Annotated in this window: 17 protein-coding genes; 11 read left to right on the top strand and 6 right to left on the bottom strand. The window is 72.5% G+C overall.

The genetic code is table 11. The features are described 5' to 3' along the window. Positions 1-48: 48 nt before the first annotated feature. Positions 49-648, bottom strand: a complete 600-nt coding sequence (locus HC362_RS02645; protein ID WP_243082152.1) for a TetR/AcrR family transcriptional regulator — start codon at positions 646-648, stop codon at positions 49-51. Between the two features lie 117 nt (positions 649-765). Between HC362_RS02645 and HC362_RS02650 the strand changes: the two genes are divergently transcribed. From HC362_RS02650 to HC362_RS02675, 6 genes are all read left to right on the top strand, one after another. After that, positions 766-1,611: a class I SAM-dependent methyltransferase gene (locus tag HC362_RS02650; RefSeq protein ID WP_243082153.1), complete on the top strand. Its 846-nt coding sequence runs from the start codon at positions 766-768 to the stop codon at positions 1,609-1,611. A 32-nt stretch (positions 1,612-1,643) separates the two neighbouring features. After that, positions 1,644-2,030, top strand: a complete 387-nt coding sequence (locus tag HC362_RS02655; RefSeq protein WP_243082154.1) for a VOC family protein — start codon at positions 1,644-1,646, stop codon at positions 2,028-2,030. A gap of 4 nt (positions 2,031-2,034) precedes the next feature. Further along, complete coding sequence (locus HC362_RS02660) at positions 2,035-2,415, top strand: metalloregulator ArsR/SmtB family transcription factor (RefSeq protein ID WP_243082155.1); 381 nt, start codon at positions 2,035-2,037, stop codon at positions 2,413-2,415. Next, on the top strand, positions 2,412-2,903 hold the full coding sequence (locus tag HC362_RS02665) for an SRPBCC domain-containing protein (RefSeq protein WP_243082156.1): 492 nt from the start codon (positions 2,412-2,414) through the stop codon (positions 2,901-2,903). The genes HC362_RS02660 and HC362_RS02665 overlap by 4 nt, the downstream gene beginning before the upstream one ends. A gap of 29 nt (positions 2,904-2,932) precedes the next feature. Then, entirely contained in the window at positions 2,933-3,526 is a 594-nt protein-coding gene (locus HC362_RS02670; RefSeq protein WP_243082157.1) for a TIGR03086 family metal-binding protein, read from the top strand. Between the two features lie 104 nt (positions 3,527-3,630). Then, positions 3,631-4,011: a tautomerase family protein gene (locus HC362_RS02675; protein ID WP_243082158.1), complete on the top strand. Its 381-nt coding sequence runs from the start codon at positions 3,631-3,633 to the stop codon at positions 4,009-4,011. A gap of 7 nt (positions 4,012-4,018) precedes the next feature. Here HC362_RS02675 and HC362_RS02680 read toward each other — a convergent pair whose 3' ends face one another. Beyond that, positions 4,019-4,897: a helix-turn-helix transcriptional regulator gene (locus HC362_RS02680; protein ID WP_243082159.1), complete on the bottom strand. Its 879-nt coding sequence runs from the start codon at positions 4,895-4,897 to the stop codon at positions 4,019-4,021. 101 nt (positions 4,898-4,998) lie between these two features. Beyond that, positions 4,999-5,754, bottom strand: a complete 756-nt coding sequence (locus tag HC362_RS02685; RefSeq protein WP_243082160.1) for an SDR family oxidoreductase — start codon at positions 5,752-5,754, stop codon at positions 4,999-5,001. 241 nt (positions 5,755-5,995) lie between these two features. Between HC362_RS02685 and HC362_RS02690 the strand changes: the two genes are divergently transcribed. Continuing rightward, a complete protein-coding gene (locus HC362_RS02690; RefSeq protein WP_243082161.1) occupies positions 5,996-6,883 on the top strand; it encodes a DUF4232 domain-containing protein in 888 nt (295 codons plus the stop codon). Positions 6,884-6,906: 23 nt separating this feature from the next. On the opposite strand, the gene HC362_RS02695 is transcribed toward HC362_RS02690, so the two are convergent. From HC362_RS02695 to HC362_RS02705, 3 genes are all read right to left on the bottom strand, one after another. Beyond that, positions 6,907-8,151 carry a cytochrome P450 gene (locus HC362_RS02695; protein ID WP_243082162.1) on the bottom strand — a complete coding sequence of 415 codons (1,245 nt, stop codon included), beginning with the start codon at positions 8,149-8,151 and terminating at the stop codon, positions 6,907-6,909. A gap of 276 nt (positions 8,152-8,427) precedes the next feature. Next, positions 8,428-8,622, bottom strand: a complete 195-nt coding sequence (locus HC362_RS02700) for a hypothetical protein (protein WP_243082163.1) — start codon at positions 8,620-8,622, stop codon at positions 8,428-8,430. Between the two features lie 185 nt (positions 8,623-8,807). Continuing rightward, positions 8,808-10,418, bottom strand: a complete 1,611-nt coding sequence (locus HC362_RS02705; RefSeq protein ID WP_243082164.1) for a hypothetical protein — start codon at positions 10,416-10,418, stop codon at positions 8,808-8,810. A gap of 699 nt (positions 10,419-11,117) precedes the next feature. Here HC362_RS02705 and HC362_RS02710 point away from each other — a divergent pair. The 4 genes from HC362_RS02710 to HC362_RS02725 all read left to right on the top strand — a co-directional run bounded on the left by HC362_RS02710 (position 11,118) and on the right by HC362_RS02725 (position 14,259). Beyond that, on the top strand, positions 11,118-11,660 hold the full coding sequence (locus tag HC362_RS02710; RefSeq protein WP_243082165.1) for a hypothetical protein: 543 nt from the start codon (positions 11,118-11,120) through the stop codon (positions 11,658-11,660). 95 nt (positions 11,661-11,755) lie between these two features. Further along, positions 11,756-12,388, top strand: coding sequence for a DUF5134 domain-containing protein (locus HC362_RS02715; RefSeq protein ID WP_243082166.1), 633 nt, complete (start codon positions 11,756-11,758; stop codon positions 12,386-12,388). Between the two features lie 175 nt (positions 12,389-12,563). Beyond that, positions 12,564-13,502 carry a M56 family metallopeptidase gene (locus tag HC362_RS02720; protein WP_243082167.1) on the top strand — a complete coding sequence of 313 codons (939 nt, stop codon included), beginning with the start codon at positions 12,564-12,566 and terminating at the stop codon, positions 13,500-13,502. A 58-nt stretch (positions 13,503-13,560) separates the two neighbouring features. Continuing rightward, positions 13,561-14,259, top strand: coding sequence for a phosphatase PAP2 family protein (locus tag HC362_RS02725; protein ID WP_243082168.1), 699 nt, complete (start codon positions 13,561-13,563; stop codon positions 14,257-14,259). Positions 14,260-14,309: the final 50 nt, after the last annotated feature.

Raw genomic sequence — 14,309 nt, forward strand, 5'->3', positions numbered from 1 at the left:
AGGGGTTCGAGTGCGACGGGATGCTTCTCGGTGCGGGACGGGCTCACGTCAGCCCGCGGCCCCGGCGGTGGTGAGGGCCGCGATCACCCGCTCGAGCTGTGCGGAAGGGTCGGGAGCGCCGGGCCAACTGGTCATCAGCAGGTGGTGCGCCGTGGCGACCAGCGCGAGGGCGAGGCTCTCGGGGTCGGCGTCGGCCGCCATACGCGCCAGCCGCTGTTCGGCGGCCAGGTAGCCGGCGACGGATTCCTGGACGGCGGCGAAGCCGGGGGCCCCGGCGGCCATCGCCTCCCGGAAGCGCGCCGCGGCGCCCGGGCGGGTGAGGGCGAGCCCTGCCATGGCCGGGCCGGCGGAGGTGAGCAGGGCGGTGGCGACGGTGGTCAGGTTCGCGGCGACCGTGCCCTGGCCGGCCCGCCCGGGCAGTTCGGCGGCGAGTGCGGCGGTACGCGCGAAGCGGTCCAGGACGAGTTCGGCGACGAACTGGTCGAGTCCGCCCGCGAAGTGGGTGTGCAGCATCCCCTTGGCGCAGCCCGCCTCGTCGGTGACGGCCCGGCTGGTGAGCGCGCCGGGACCGCCTCGGGCCACGACGCGCTCTGCGGCTGCGAAGAGGCGTTCACGGATATCGGGTACGGCCACGCCACGCGGCGACATAGGGGACCTTTCGGAAGGATGAGCGGCTACGGATGGACAGTTTGGGCGCGTGCCCATACTGTGCTCACAGCTTTGGGCACACGCCCATACTAGGCTCTACGGAAAGTCGGGTTCGCCATGCAGCAGATCGTCAACACCGAGCAGGCCCAGGCGTGGAACGGTGCCGAGGGCACCCACTGGGCCCGCAACCAGGAGCGCTGGGACGCCGTCAACGAGGGGTTCAACGAGCCACTGCTGGACGCCGCGGCGCTCACGCCCGGCGACACCGTCCTGGACATCGGCTGCGGCGCGGGAGCCACCACCCGGCTCGCCGCCCGCCGCACCCCCGAGGGCCACGCCACCGGCGTCGACCTGTCACGCCCCATGCTGGAGCGCGCCGAGGCCACCGCACGCGCCGAAGGGCTGGACAACGTGTCGTTCGAGCACGGCGACGCCCAGGTCCATCGGCTGGCCGGGCGCGACTTCGACGCCGCGATCAGCCGCTACGGCGTCATGTTCTTCGCCGACCCCTTCGCCGCGTTCCGCAACATCGGCAGCGGTCTGCACGCCGGGGGCCGGCTCGCCTTCATCTGCGCGGCGGGAGCCGAGCGGAACGAGTGGCTCCAGGTACTCGCAGGGCTCCGCGCGTACCTGCCGCTCGGCGGATTCGGGGAGACCGGCGGGCCGGGCATGTTCTCGCTCGCCGAGCCCGCGCGGGTCCGCGAAATCCTGGCGGCGGCCGGGTTCGCGGACGTCGGCGTGGAGCTCACCGAGGCAGCCGGAAGGTGGGGAGAGGGCGCCCAGGACGCGGCCGACTTCCTGCTCAGCTCGGGACCCGCCCGCCATCTGCTGAGCCAGGTGGACGCGGAGAGCGGCGAGCGGGCCCGCCGGGAGCTGATCGAGCTGCTTCGGCCGCACGAGGACGCCGAGGGAACGGTACGGCTGCGCAGCTCCGCCTGGCTGGTCACCGCCGTGCGCGCGTGACAGGTAGGAATTTTCCTACGTATAGTGGGGGCATGAACATCACGCATGCCCAGACCGTCACCCTGCCCGTCTCCGACCAGGAGCGGGCGAAGGACTTCTACGTCGACGCGCTCGGCTTCCGGGTGCTCGCCGACCAGCGCATGGGGCCGGTCCGCCGGCTCCAGGTCGCACCGCACGGAGCCGAGACCAGCTTCACGCTCGCCTCCGCCGAGCAGGGCTTCACTCCCGGCAGCGTCAGCGGCCTCGTCCTGGAGACCTCGGACCTCGACACCGACTGCGCCGAACTCACCAGGGCCGGGGCCGCCGTCGAGGGCCCGCACGCGCTGCCGTGGGGCCGCCAGGCCACCCTCACCGACCCGGACGGCAACAGCTTCGTGCTCGCCGAGCCGTCGCCCGCACCGGCGAAGTCCGGGTCCTGAGCCCATGCGCACCACCGAAACCGAGGACGGGAAGGTCTTCGCCGCACTGGCCAGCCCGGTGCGCCGCGAGGTGCTGGGACTGCTACGGGAGCAGGGGCCGCAGCCGGTCACCCGGCTCGCCGCACACTTCGCCATGGCCCGCCCCAGCTTCTCCGAGCACCTGCGGGTGCTCCGGGAAGCCGGGCTGGTCAGCGAGACCAGATCGGGCCGACAGCGGCTGTACCGGCTGGAGGCGGCCCCGCTGCACGACGTGCAGGAGTGGCTGAGCCCGTTCGAGAGGTTCTGGCGCGAGAAGCTCGGCAACCTGCGCGACCTGCTCGACACGCTCCCGGACGAGGAGGACCCACCCGGGAACGGCGACACCCGTGGGGACGATGAGCCATGACCGACGACGAGGCGACGAACAGCGGTACGGCCGACGACGATCCGGGCACCGTGCGGGTCGACCAGTTCCTGGCCCATCCACCCGCCAAGGTGTGGCGGGCGCTGACCGAGCCGGGGCTGATCGCGCAGTGGCTCATGCCCTGCGACTTCCGCCTCGAGGTCGGCCACCGCTACACCATGCGGGCCCGGCCCATGCCCGCCACGGGGTTCTCCGGCACCGTACGGGCCGAGGTGCTCGCCTTCGAGCCCGAGCGCATGCTGCGCGTCGGCTGGCGCGACGCGGATCCCACGAGCCCGAGCGGCGCCGACTGGACCATCACCTGGACCCTGCGGCCCGAAGGGCGCGGCACCCGGCTCTTCCTGCTCCACGAGGGCTTCGACCCCGACAACCCGCTCCAGCAGCGGGCCCGCAACGCGATGGGCGGCGGATGGAACTCCCTGGTCAAGCACCGACTGGCGGAATTCCTCAGCCGGCTGCCCGACAGCTGACCCACCCGGTGAACAGACGGGAACACCTCATGTCCGACACAGCAGACCACTACGCACACCTCGCCGACGCCTTCCTGGCCCGCGTCCGGGCCACGCCCGACGACCGGTGGGACGCGCACAGCCCTTGCCGGGGCTGGACGGCCCGCGATGTCGTCGCGCACGTCATCAACGGGCACCGCGGCATTCTCGCCGCCGTCCACGGCACTCCGCCCTCCCCCGCGCACGGCGTCGGCATCTCACCCATGGCCGAGGCGCCCGCGGTGGAGCCGGGCGCCGATCTGGCGGCCGCGTTCCTCGCCTGCCGCGACGACATGCTCGCGATGCTCCGCGACCCCGAGCAGGCCGGCCGTCCGCTGCCCGGCGGACCTCTCGGACCGGTGCCCGTGGAGGTGGCCGTCGAGGTGATCGGCTCCCTGGAACTGCTGGGCCACACCTGGGACCTGGCCCGCGCCACCGGAGGCGACGAGATACTCGACCAGGACGCCGTCGCCCGCACCCACCAGGCACTGCTCCCGTATCACGCGGCACTGCTGTCCACCGGGGCCTTCGACCGGAGCCTCCCGGCGCCGGAGGGTGCCGGCGCGCAGACCGCGTTCCTCTGCTTCATCGGGCGGCGCCCCTGACAGGTTCAGCGGACGGCGTCCCTGACAGCCAGCTGTACCTACTAGTATGTACAGCACTGCGGCGCTGACGGGTGCCGCCTGTCGCGTGAAGGAGAGCCGCCGCCATGCCCTTTGTCCGTATCGACGCGTTGCGGGCCGACGCGGAACGACTCGACGCCCTCGGCCGGGCCGTGCACGAAGCACTGGTCGAGACGATCGGAATCCCGCCCGACGACCGGTTCCAGGTCCTCGTCGGCCACGACGGAACCCACAGCACACTGGCCTACGACGACTACCTCGGCGTGCACCGGGACGAGGGCATCGTCTATGTGGCCATCACCATGCGCTCCGGGCGGACACCCGCTCAGAAGCAGGCCCTGTACCGGAGGATCGCCGAGCTCGCACAGAGCTACGCCGGGGCGGAACCCCGCAACATGTTCGTCACCGTCACCGAGAACGAGTCGGCCGACTGGTCCCTCGGCAACGGCCTGGCGCAGTACCTCTGACCCGCCGTCACGGCAGGTCCGGGCCTGTTCCGGAGGAAGGACGACCGGCGTCGGCCCCGGTGGAGCGGGGGCCGACGGCTGGGAGCAGACGGAGCTTCTCGTCGTCGGCCGAGCCGGGAGTGGCCATATAGACGAGGAGCGTCTGGGCCTGGTCCGGGTCGAGGAGCACCTGGCAGTGCGTCTCGATCTCGCCCAGCTCGGGGTGGCGGAACCGCTTCGGTTCCACCCGTGGGGCGCCGATCTCATGGGCGCTCCAGTACCGGGCGAACTCCTCGCTGACCTCCAGCAGCCGCTCCACCAGCATCTCGGCGCGGCTGCCCTTGCCCTGCCGGGAGTAGGCGGCACGGAGTTCCGAGGCGAAGAACCGGCTGTGCCGGGGGTGGTCCTCCTCGGGGAAGATCAGCCGCGCGGCCGGGTCGGTGAACCACCGGTAGTACGTACTGCGCTCCGCGCCGGTGTACCGGGTCTCGTCGCCCAGCAGCGCCGCCGCCAGAGGCGTCTGCCACAGCGTCTCGGCCAGCTCGTTGATCACCTGCGCCGGAGTGTCACCGAGACGGCCGATGATCCGCATCAGTCCGGGCGAGATGTGGTCGGAACCCGAACGCGGGGGCGGGTTGTGCCCAGCGATACGGAACAGATGGTCGCGCTCGGCGAGCGACAGGTGCAGGCCCCTGGCGATCGCGGCCAGCATCGGCGGCGACGGCTGCGGGCCGCGCTGCTGCTCCAGGCGGCTGTAGTAGTCGGTCGACATACCGCTCAGGGCCGCAGCCTCCTCGCGCCGCAGCCCCCTGGTCCGGCGGCGCGGCCCCCGGGGCAGGCCCACATCCTCCGGCTGCAGCGCCTCCCGGCGTGTCCGCAGGAAGTCCGCGAGCTGTGCTCGGTCCACTGTCGATGCTCCCTGTCCCGTTCCAACGCTCAGGCATTCGGACTGGCGTTCGGCGTTCCGGCGATCGGCGTCCCGCCGTTCGGCGTTCCGGCGCGTTCCGCTCACAACAGCATGCCGCCCGAGGCCTCGACGCGCTGACCGGTGATCCAGGAAGTGCGCTCGTCCAGCAGCGCCGCGGCCGCGGCCCCGATGTCGTCCGCCTCCCCGACCCTGCCCATCGCGGTGACCGCACCCAGACCGTTCCTGGTCTCGGGGTTGTCGCGGACGGCACCGCCTCCGAAGTCGGTCGCCGTGGCGCCCGGCGCGATGACGTTCACGGCGATGCCGCGCGGCCCCAGCTCCTTGGCGAGATAGCGGGTCAGCACCTCGACAGCGCCCTTGGCGGCAGCGTACGCGGAGGTCTCGGCGGCGATGAAACGGGTCAGCCCGGTGGAGGTGTTCAGAATCCGGCCGCCGTCCTTGAGCAGGGGCAGCAGCGCCTGGGTGAGGAAGAAGACGCCCTTGACGTGGACGTCCATCAGAGCGTCGAACTCCTCCTCGGTGGTCTGCGCGAACGTCTGGTGACTGCCGTGCCCGGCGTTGTTGAGCAGGATGTCGAAGTCCTCGCGGTCCCAGTCCTCCTTCAGCAGCCCGCGCACGGTCTCGGCGAAGGCCGGGAACGCGGCGGTGTCCGAGGCGTCCAGCGGCAGCGCGACGGCCGTCCGGCCCAGGGCGCGGACCCGCGCGACGACGTCCTCGGCCTCTTCGGCGTGCGAGCGGTAGGTGAGCAGCAGGTCGGTGCCCGCCTCGGCCAGGTGCAGCGCCGTGCTGCGCCCCAGTCCGCGGTTGGCACCGGTGATGAGGGCGATGCGAGCCATGCCGTGTTCTCCGTTCGGTGGTGGGTTCTTGCACTTCAACGGTGCGCCGGCCGGAGAACGGGAGGAAGGCAGCGGTTGTCAGGGGATCGTCGGTCCCCCCTTGGGCCGCCGAGGGGTGCCTGGGAAACAATCTTCGGACACCGTGAACTTTTCCGTCCGCCCCGTCATCGAAAGCCGGGCAGCCGAGAACGCTGTGCCCGGCCCGACGGCGGGCAGTACGAGCAGGGAGTCGACAAACAGCATGGCACCGGACGCGGAGATGACGTACAGCGCGAAGAGGGCGACGGAACCCCGGCGGGGCACCGCGGGCCCGGGAGCCGGTGCGCGCGGGTGGCGTGACCGCGTCCGACGTCCGGGGAGAGCCGCGGCCGCCACGGCCACGCTCCTGGCGGCCGGTGCGCTGCTGACCGGGTGCGGTGACAAGGACGCCGCCGCCTCGAAGCCCCGCCGGGTCGTCGGCGACGCCACACCGGCCGGTGTCGACCCGTCCGGCGGCACAAAGGGCGGCGGCAAGGAGGACGACAGCGCGAAGGACGGCAAGAACAGCGACAAGAAGAACAGCAGGAAGGATGGCGAAGGGAAGGACGACAGCTCGAAGTCCTCCGCAGCGGCGTCGCAGGGCGCCGAAGGGTCGGCGGGCGGTTCAGGCGGCTCCGGGGGTGCCGGGGACGGCGGCGACGAGGGCGCGCGGCCCGGTTCGGGCGGTGCCGGTGCCGTGTGCACCGCCGCCGATCTGAGCGCTTCCATAGGCCCCAACAGGCCGGGCGCCGGGCAGAACCACTACGCCCTCGTCTTCACGAACAACTCGGGCAGGACCTGCACGGTGAGCGGCTTTCCGGGGTTCGCCTTCATCAACGCTTCCGGTGACCAGGTGTCGGTGCCCCCGGAGCGCGAGGGTGGCGGTTCGCAGCCGGTCGAGCTCTCCTCGGGGGCGAGCGCCTGGGCCCCGCTGTCGTACGCCAACCCGGCGATGACCGGCACCCGGACCGTCACCCCGGATGCCGCCCTGCTCACCCCGCCGGACCAGCGGGCATCCCTCCGGGTCGACTGGACGGGCGGTCCCGTCACGGCAAACGGCGACGCGTCGGTGCCGAAGATCGGCCCCCTCAGCCCGGGTAACGGCAACTGAGGGGGCCGCCCGGCCGCGGAGGATCAGCGGGCCCCCGGCTCCGGGCGCAGCACCACCGGGAGGGTCTGGTGGCCGTTGCTGATCAGCGAGGGAACGGGGCGCAGTTCCTCGGCCGGGACGCCCAGCCGGGCGTCGGGGAAGCGGGCGAAGAACTTCTCCAGCGCGGTGGTGGCCTCCAGACGGGCCAGCGGGGCACCGAGGCAGAAGTGGACACCGTGGCCGAAGGCGAGGTGCTCGGGACCTGGCGCCGTGCGGGTCATGTCGAAGACGTCCGCCGTCTCGCCGTGCCAGTCGGGGTGCCGGTTGGCGGCCGCGTAAGAGGCCAGGATCGGCTCGCCCTTGGCGATCACCTGTCCGTCGGGCAGCGGAATGTCGTTCACCGCGAAGCGCAACGGCAGGTGCTTGACGGCAGGTTCGAAGCGGAGCGTCTCCTCGACCACGTCGGACCAGCCGGCCTTGCCCTCCCGCACCAGCGCCAGCTGCTCGGGGTGGGTCAGCAGGACAGTGATGGCCTGGTCGAGAAGGTTGACGGTGGTCTCGTATCCCGCGCTGATCATCAGCAGCAGGGTGTCGCGCAGCTCCGCCTCCGAGAGCGCGGAGCCGTCCCCCTCCTCGTCCCGGGTGTCGATGAGGAGCGAGGTCATGTCCTCGCCCGGCCGCTCCCGCTTCTCGGCTATGAGATCGTCCAGCACCGCGTAGAGGGCGGCCGTGTTGGCGGCGGCCTCCTCGGGGCTGAGGGTGGTGGCGAAGACGTTGTCGACCAGTTCGCGGAAGCCCTCGCGGCGCTCCTCGGGAACGCCCATCAGATGGCAGATCACCTGGATGGGGAGCGGGTAGGCGAACAGCTCGCGCACATCCGCCGCCTCGCCTTCGGGGGTGCGCTCCAGCACGTCCAGCAGGTCGTCGACGATGCTCTCGACCCGCTCGCCGAGCGCGGCGATACGCCGGGCGCTGAAGGACGGGGCCACCATGCGGCGCAGTCTGCGGTGATCGCTGCCGTAGGAGGTGAACATGTTCTCCACGGCGACCCACAGCGCCAACGGCCAGGTGGGGACGGTCTCGGCGAACTGCGGCCAGTGCTGCCGCGCGTCCTTGGAGACGTCCGGCCCGGTCAGCAGCTTCTTGAGGAGGGCGGGGTCGCTCACCGACCAGGCGGTGACGCCGAGGAGGTCGACACGGGTTGCCGGGCCCCGCTCGTGCAGGGCCTTGTGCTCACCGTGCGGGTCACTGCCGGTGGGGTCGAGAGTCAGAGGCTCGGAAACAGACACGGTGAGTTGCAATCTCCGTTCGGGGCGGTGAGTTGACGCGGTGACAACTGCCAACAGTACGAGCGGATCAAGCGTCCGTGTAGAGGGCGGAACGCACAAGATCATCTCACGGTGAATCGGCTCACGGCCACGGAAACACAGCTCGTCCCGGACCGGGCGCGGAGCCGGAGCCCCGGTCCCGGACTCCCGGGCTCCCGGGCTCCCGGGCTCCCGGGCTCCCGGTCCACGCCCGGCGCGGTGTGCCGGGCCGCAGGGCGCCCCGGCCCGGGTCTGCTGTCATTGGCCGCCCAGGGTGACGGCACCGCCCAGCACCTTGCCCAGCACCTGCTCCGCGACCTTGAGGGCGACCTGCTCACCGGGCGTCACCTTGCCCGGCGCCGACTCGGCCGCTTCGGCAGCCGCGGCGGGCGCGACGGCGAGCGCGGTTGTCGCCACGAGCGTGGCCAGGACCGGTGCGGATCGACGGAACATGCGTGCTCCTCAAGGGTGTCTCGGACAGTGCGCGATCCAGCGTCCGAGATGTGCCGCCGAGCGGCCGTACGGCCGGTCCGCTGATGCTGCGAAAGGACCAATCCGCGCCACTCCTGCGGCTGTCGTGCCCGTCTGCTGTTCGACTCCGCTGTGCTACACGCCTGTTGTTCGACTGTCCTGCCCGGCTATTGTTCGACGCTGCCGAGAAGCCGCTCCGCGCGCTCCTCCACCAGCCGTACGGCGCCGGGCTGGCGGCCGGGCACCCTGCGGCGCAGGAGAACCAGCTCCGGGGCCAGCTCGCGGGCCGTCTCCCCGTCCTCCAGGCACTGCCACTGGTGGTGGGCCCGGTCGACGGCGCCTTCAACCTCCAGGGCGTTCTCCGCCTCGCCGCGTTCGAGGCGGCCCCTGGCCACCCGCAGCCACAGTTCACAGCTGCGGGCCGGATCTCCGGCCAGGCGGGCGAGGTCGGCGCGGACCTCCACCCAGTGCAGCGCTCCCTCCGAGTCGGGCCCTTCGGTGCGCTCGGCGGCGTCCTCCCAGGCTGCCGCCAGCGCCTCGGCCTCCTCATGGCGACCCGCGCGCGCGGCGGCCATGATCGTCTCGTGCGGGTCCTCGGCGGGCTGGGCGAGTGGGGCCCGGGGGGCGGGGGGTTGGGCCGCCGGGGTGGGGGCGGCGAAGGGGTCGGCCGCGGAGGAGGCGGCTGCGGCGGGGTCGGCCGGGAGAGCGGCTGGGGAGGCGTCGGCTGCGGGCGGTCGGACAGCGTGGGGCTGCTCGGCGGGCTGGTGCGGGGCGGCGGCACCGTTCTCGGGGACGGCCGACGCCGGCACCTGCGCCTGCGCCTGCGCCTGCGCTTGCACCTGCGGTACGTACGGGGTCGGTGTGGGCGCGTGCGGCGCGTACTGGTCGGGCGCCGGGGCGTGGTGCGGCGGGTGGTCGTTCTCGCGCTGCCAGTCCGCCGGAAGGTCCGGCTGGGGCTGGTGCTCCCAGCCGTTGCGCTGGGCGAGCGCCGCCTGCGAGCCCGGCTGCGTCCCGGCCGCCGGTACCGGCGCCGCTGCCGGATACTGCGCCGGGGCGGGGAAGGCGTCCGATGCCGAGGACACGAACAGCGCCTGCTCGTGCTCCGTCGTACCGGAGACGGCAGCGGCCCGCTCGTGCAGCTCGGCGAAGGGCAGACGGCCGCCCGCACGCCACAGCCGTACGCACTCCTGGAGGTAGGTGGGTTCCACCGGCGCGCTGCCACCGCGCAGCCGGCGCCATCTCGGCCCGCGCCCCTGCCGCACGACCCGGCCGAAGACCGAAACACCGGGGGCCTCCGGCAGGCCGCCCGTCCGAATCGACTCCCAGGTGCCGGGCTCCGTCGCCACGTCGAGCATGACGGTCGTCGCCCTCGGGGGCCTTATGGCCAACTCGCCTATCAGCCACTCCCAGGGCAGACCGCTGTACCGCACCGCTGCCGAGTGCTGTCCGGGTGCCCCCAGTCCGATGTGCAGTCCGCCTTTGCGCGGATCCTTGCGCAGCTCTCCGACGATGACGACGAGCAGCTGCCCGGACACCCCCGCGACCAGACGTACGCGTGCCAGCACCATCTGCGGGTCGACCGGGCCCACCAGCTCCACGACTCCCACGCCGCCCCGGCTGCCGACGGCGTCACCGCCCGTACCGGCCAGCGCCCCGGGCCAGGACACCCCACCGAGGCCGGCCACCACGACGCCGACGTCCATCAGTCCCCCGCCGACGCCCGCCATCACCAGCACACCGTCGCCCGCGCCCTCGGAGCCCACACCCGGAACCGACACCAGAACCCCCCACACACCAAACCGATCAGAACACGGACAGTTTCAGCCCAAGGCCCCGGCGGGCCGTCGCCGCCGCCCGGGTCTCAGGTGCCCGTGCCCGGCCAACCCGGACCCGGCAGTCGCACGCCCCTTCGGGCCGGGCAGCCGAGCCCTTCCGACAAGCGACCTCCAACCCTTCGACGGCGGAGTCCAATTCAACACGACCGCGCCCAGGTCGGCGATCCGCCTGCGGTGGGGCGGGCGGCCGACAGCGGACATTGCGGTGCATTCGGACGCCGTAACGGTTCGCCACCCCGACGGGTGAAATCCATCCCTGGAGCCGTGCGGGTTTCCCTCGCCGCTGCCACGGTCGCGATCGTGGCGAGTGAACAGATGAGACGTCGAGAACGGTCACGGTATCGACGCAGACGGCCACCTTCGATCACAGGGGAAAGAAAATAGGGCTATTCCTCGTCCGGTCGTTCGACGCGCGGACGTCTCACGTTCCTGTCGGCTGCGCGTGCAATTACCGATGAATTTGCACGCTGCAGACGCACGTAGCGTCCGGCCCACTTGGAGCTGTAGCTTCCGGCTGGAGGGGGACCGTAACGGAGGGAATGGGAGGGGAAGAGAACGTTGAGCGTTCGTATGCCCTTGCCGTGCGAACACGACCGGGCCGTGAATACGGCGCGGACGGAGACCGACCGACGACCGAACGCCATGGAAACCGAACGTGATGTGCCGGTCGAGTTCGCCGCTTTCTGTGCTCTGTACCGGCAACGGTATCTGGAGTACGCGCACAGCCGCCTGTCCGATGCGCGCCAGGCGGACAGCGCCGTGCGACAGGCCCTCGCCGAACTGGCCGAGCAGTGGGATCAAGCGCTGCGCAGCCCGCACGCCAATGCCTATGCCTGGCGGGTCCTCACCCAGCACATCCGCGCCCACGCGCACCCGCCGACGCCCCATGAGCGCGACGGCCGGGACGAGGGCGGGGAGGAGAAGGACGGACAGGAGGCGGCCGGGCAGACGATGGCCGGACACGAAAAGACCCGACAGGAGAAGGACGAGCGGGAGGAGGAACTGCACGAGGACGGCGAGGGCCGCCCCGCGGAGCACCGCGAGAGCTCCCCACCGCCCCACCACGACGACCGCTCCTTCCTGCCCGACCACACGGACGACGCCCGCATCCTCCACCGGGACCTGGGCATGCCGCTGCTGGAGGCCACCGAGATGATGGGACACACCACTCCCCGGCCCCGCTGAGCCGACCGGCCGCCGACGCGCCCCCGTTGCACCCGTGCGCTCCCGTATGCGATCCGGAGCGGGGCAGCCTGCCCGCGATCGAGGGGGGTGGGCGGATGCACGGCCCTGCCACGGTCGGGTGGCTGCTGGTGGCGCTCTGCGCGGTGACGGGTCTGGTGTGCGTACTGCGGGCGCGCGGCTCCGGCTGCGGGCAGCGCGCGGGCGCACAGAGCGAGGCGGCGATGGGGTTCGCCATGGCGGCCATGTCCGTCCCTGTGCTGTGGGGCGGGTCCCCCGCGCTGCACAGGGCCTCGGCCTGGGTCTTCACCGCTGTCTTCGCGGCGCTGCTGGCGCGGGAGCTGTGGCTGCTGACGGCCGGTCGGCACGGGGCCGCGTCCCCGTCAGCCAAGCTGCACCACCTGCTGGGCAGTGCGGCGATGGCCTACATGGCGCTCACCATGGCACTCGGCGCCGCTGCGGGAACCCATCCCGCCGGGACCGGAGGGCATCACTCCGGCCCCGGGGGCGTGCCCGTGGTGACGGGCGTGCTGCTGGCGTACTTCGCCGGCTACGTGGTGTGGACGGGAGCGCGCCTCCTGCCGACGGGAGCGGGCGGTCCCGTCCTGGCGGGTGACGGCGGCGCCCTGAGGGGCACCGGGGCCACGAGTGCGGTGCAGCACGAGCAGGTCGCGGCCGGTTGCAGAGTGGCCATGGGAGCGGCGATGTTCGCCATGCTGCTGACGGTATGAGCGCCGGGCCACCGCTGCTGGGGCGTAGCCGGCCTCCGCTGCTGGGGCACGGTGCGGGACCCGCTGCGCGCGCGAGTCGCACGGCGGTGGGCAAACACGGCAGCACAGTGAGCCGCGTCACTTCTGCACTGTCGGGCATATCACTGTCTCGTAACAGCCTCTTAGGCTGAGCGGCATGACGGTCCCGCTCGCGCTGATGGTGCTCGCCCTGTTCGCCGCGGGTCTCGCACCGCGCGTACTGACCCGCTGCTCGTGGCCCGACCGCGAGCCGGTGCTCGCCCTGTGGGTGTGGCAGTGCGTGGTCGGCGCGGTGCTGCTGTGCTGCCTGCTGGCCATGGCGCTCTCGGGTGCGGCCGCCTTCGCCGTGGTGCGCAGCCATGTCTTCGCCGGGGCACCGCACGGGGTGGCGGAGGCCTACGCCTCCAGCGCCTACACCCCCTGGGCCGGGGCCCTGAGCGTACTGCTGGCCTGCGGGGGCGCCTGGACGGGCGCCATGTTGCTGCGCGAGATCAGGGACGCGCGGGCCAGGCGCCGCAGGCGGCGTGCGGAGCTGCGGGAGCGGGCACCGCAACTGCCGGGCGAGGACACCGCGGCGAGCGAGCGGCTGGTGGTTCTGGAGGACGACAAGCCGGACGCCTGGTGGCTGCCGGGCACCACGCCGCAGCTGGTCATCACCACGGGCGCGCTGCGGCGGCTCAAGGGACGCCAGCTGGACGCGGTACTCGAGCACGAGCAGGGGCACGCGCGAGCCCGCCACGACTGGCTGCTGCACTGTTCCTCGGCGCTGGCCACCGGCTTCTCTCGGGTACCGGTCTTCGCCGGCTTCCGCGACCAGGTGCACCGGCTGGTGGAACTGGCCGCCGACGACGTCGCCTCCCGCCGCTACGGCAGGCTGACGATCGCGCTCGCCCTGGTGGAACTCAACGAGGGACGGGGCGTCTTCGGCCCCTGCCCGACTCCGGTGGCGGAGGTGCCGCAGCGGGTGCACCGGCTGCTCACCCCCGCCCCTCGGCTGTCGGTCAGCCGCAGGCTGCGGATGACGGCCGTGGCATCCCTCGTGCCGGTGATCCCGGTGCTCGTGGCGTTCGCCCCAGGGCTGTCCGCGCTGCGCTAGTGGCGCGTGTCGCAACGGGAGTTGTGCCCGCACGGGGGTGGCGGGTGATGATCGGCACATGAGTGGTGCGATCCGTCCGAGACCGCCCGGCATGCGGCAGGCCCGGGTGGCCGCGGCACTGGGAGCGGCCGCGGCCCTGGTGATCGTTCTCGCGCTGCTGCCATGGCCGCCGTTCGCCGCGCTCGACCGGCAGGTGGCCTCCGGGCTGCACACGGCCGCGCTGGAACACCCGGCGGTGACCAGGACGATGCGGATTCTCACCGACTGGGTGTGGGACCCATGGACGTTCCGGCTGCTGCTGGCGGCGATTTTCATCCGGCTGATGTGGCGCGGGAAGCGGCTGACGGCGTACTGGACCGCCGGGACCGTACTGGTCGGTGTAGCGGTGCAGCAGGGGTTGAAGGAGGCGCTCGGAAGGGAGCGGCCACGCTGGCGTGAGCCGGTCGATTCGGCGGAGTACGCCGCCATGCCCTCGGGGCACGTGATGACGGCCGCGCTGGCGTGTGTGGTGCTGCTGTGGCTGTTGCATGAGCGCGGGACGCCGGTTGCCGATGTGTGGTGGCGGTCGGCGGTGGGCGCGGCGGTGGTGTCCGTGCTCGGGGTGGCGTTCACCCGGGTGTGGCTGGGGGTGCACTGGCTGTCGGACACGGTCGTGGGGGCGCTGCTGGGCACAGCGGTGGCGCTGGCGTCCACGGCGATGTGGGCCGTTCTGCGGCCCGGGGAGCGGCTGCCCGGACCGCGGGACCGGGTGCCGTAGCGCGCGGCCTCCAGCGGCGGCTCCAGAGCCGCCTGCGGGGCGCTTCGGGC

Origin of the sequence: Streptomyces sp. 891-h (genome assembly GCF_022760275.1) — a bacterium.
In the GTDB taxonomy this organism is placed as follows: domain Bacteria; phylum Actinomycetota; class Actinomycetes; order Streptomycetales; family Streptomycetaceae; genus Streptomyces; species Streptomyces spirodelae.

What these genes read in the sequence shown, in the direction of transcription:
- HC362_RS02685 (WP_243082160.1), bottom strand. Translation starts at nt 5,754, where the DNA reads ATGGCTCGCATCGCCCTCATCACCGGTGCCAACCGCGGACTGGGGCGC.
- HC362_RS02650 (WP_243082153.1), top strand. Translation starts at nt 766, where the DNA reads ATGCAGCAGATCGTCAACACCGAGCAGGCCCAGGCGTGGAACGGTGCC.
- HC362_RS02725 (WP_243082168.1), top strand. Translation starts at nt 13,561, where the DNA reads ATGAGTGGTGCGATCCGTCCGAGACCGCCCGGCATGCGGCAGGCCCGG.
- HC362_RS02690 (WP_243082161.1), top strand. Translation starts at nt 5,996, where the DNA reads ATGGCACCGGACGCGGAGATGACGTACAGCGCGAAGAGGGCGACGGAA.
- HC362_RS02670 (WP_243082157.1), top strand. Translation starts at nt 2,933, where the DNA reads ATGTCCGACACAGCAGACCACTACGCACACCTCGCCGACGCCTTCCTG.
- HC362_RS02720 (WP_243082167.1), top strand. Translation starts at nt 12,564, where the DNA reads ATGACGGTCCCGCTCGCGCTGATGGTGCTCGCCCTGTTCGCCGCGGGT.
- HC362_RS02655 (WP_243082154.1), top strand. Translation starts at nt 1,644, where the DNA reads ATGAACATCACGCATGCCCAGACCGTCACCCTGCCCGTCTCCGACCAG.
- HC362_RS02715 (WP_243082166.1), top strand. Translation starts at nt 11,756, where the DNA reads ATGCACGGCCCTGCCACGGTCGGGTGGCTGCTGGTGGCGCTCTGCGCG.
- HC362_RS02645 (WP_243082152.1), bottom strand. Translation starts at nt 648, where the DNA reads ATGTCGCCGCGTGGCGTGGCCGTACCCGATATCCGTGAACGCCTCTTC.
- HC362_RS02710 (WP_243082165.1), top strand. Translation starts at nt 11,118, where the DNA reads ATGGAAACCGAACGTGATGTGCCGGTCGAGTTCGCCGCTTTCTGTGCT.
- HC362_RS02700 (WP_243082163.1), bottom strand. Translation starts at nt 8,622, where the DNA reads ATGTTCCGTCGATCCGCACCGGTCCTGGCCACGCTCGTGGCGACAACC.
- HC362_RS02665 (WP_243082156.1), top strand. Translation starts at nt 2,412, where the DNA reads ATGACCGACGACGAGGCGACGAACAGCGGTACGGCCGACGACGATCCG.
- HC362_RS02660 (WP_243082155.1), top strand. Translation starts at nt 2,035, where the DNA reads ATGCGCACCACCGAAACCGAGGACGGGAAGGTCTTCGCCGCACTGGCC.
- HC362_RS02675 (WP_243082158.1), top strand. Translation starts at nt 3,631, where the DNA reads ATGCCCTTTGTCCGTATCGACGCGTTGCGGGCCGACGCGGAACGACTC.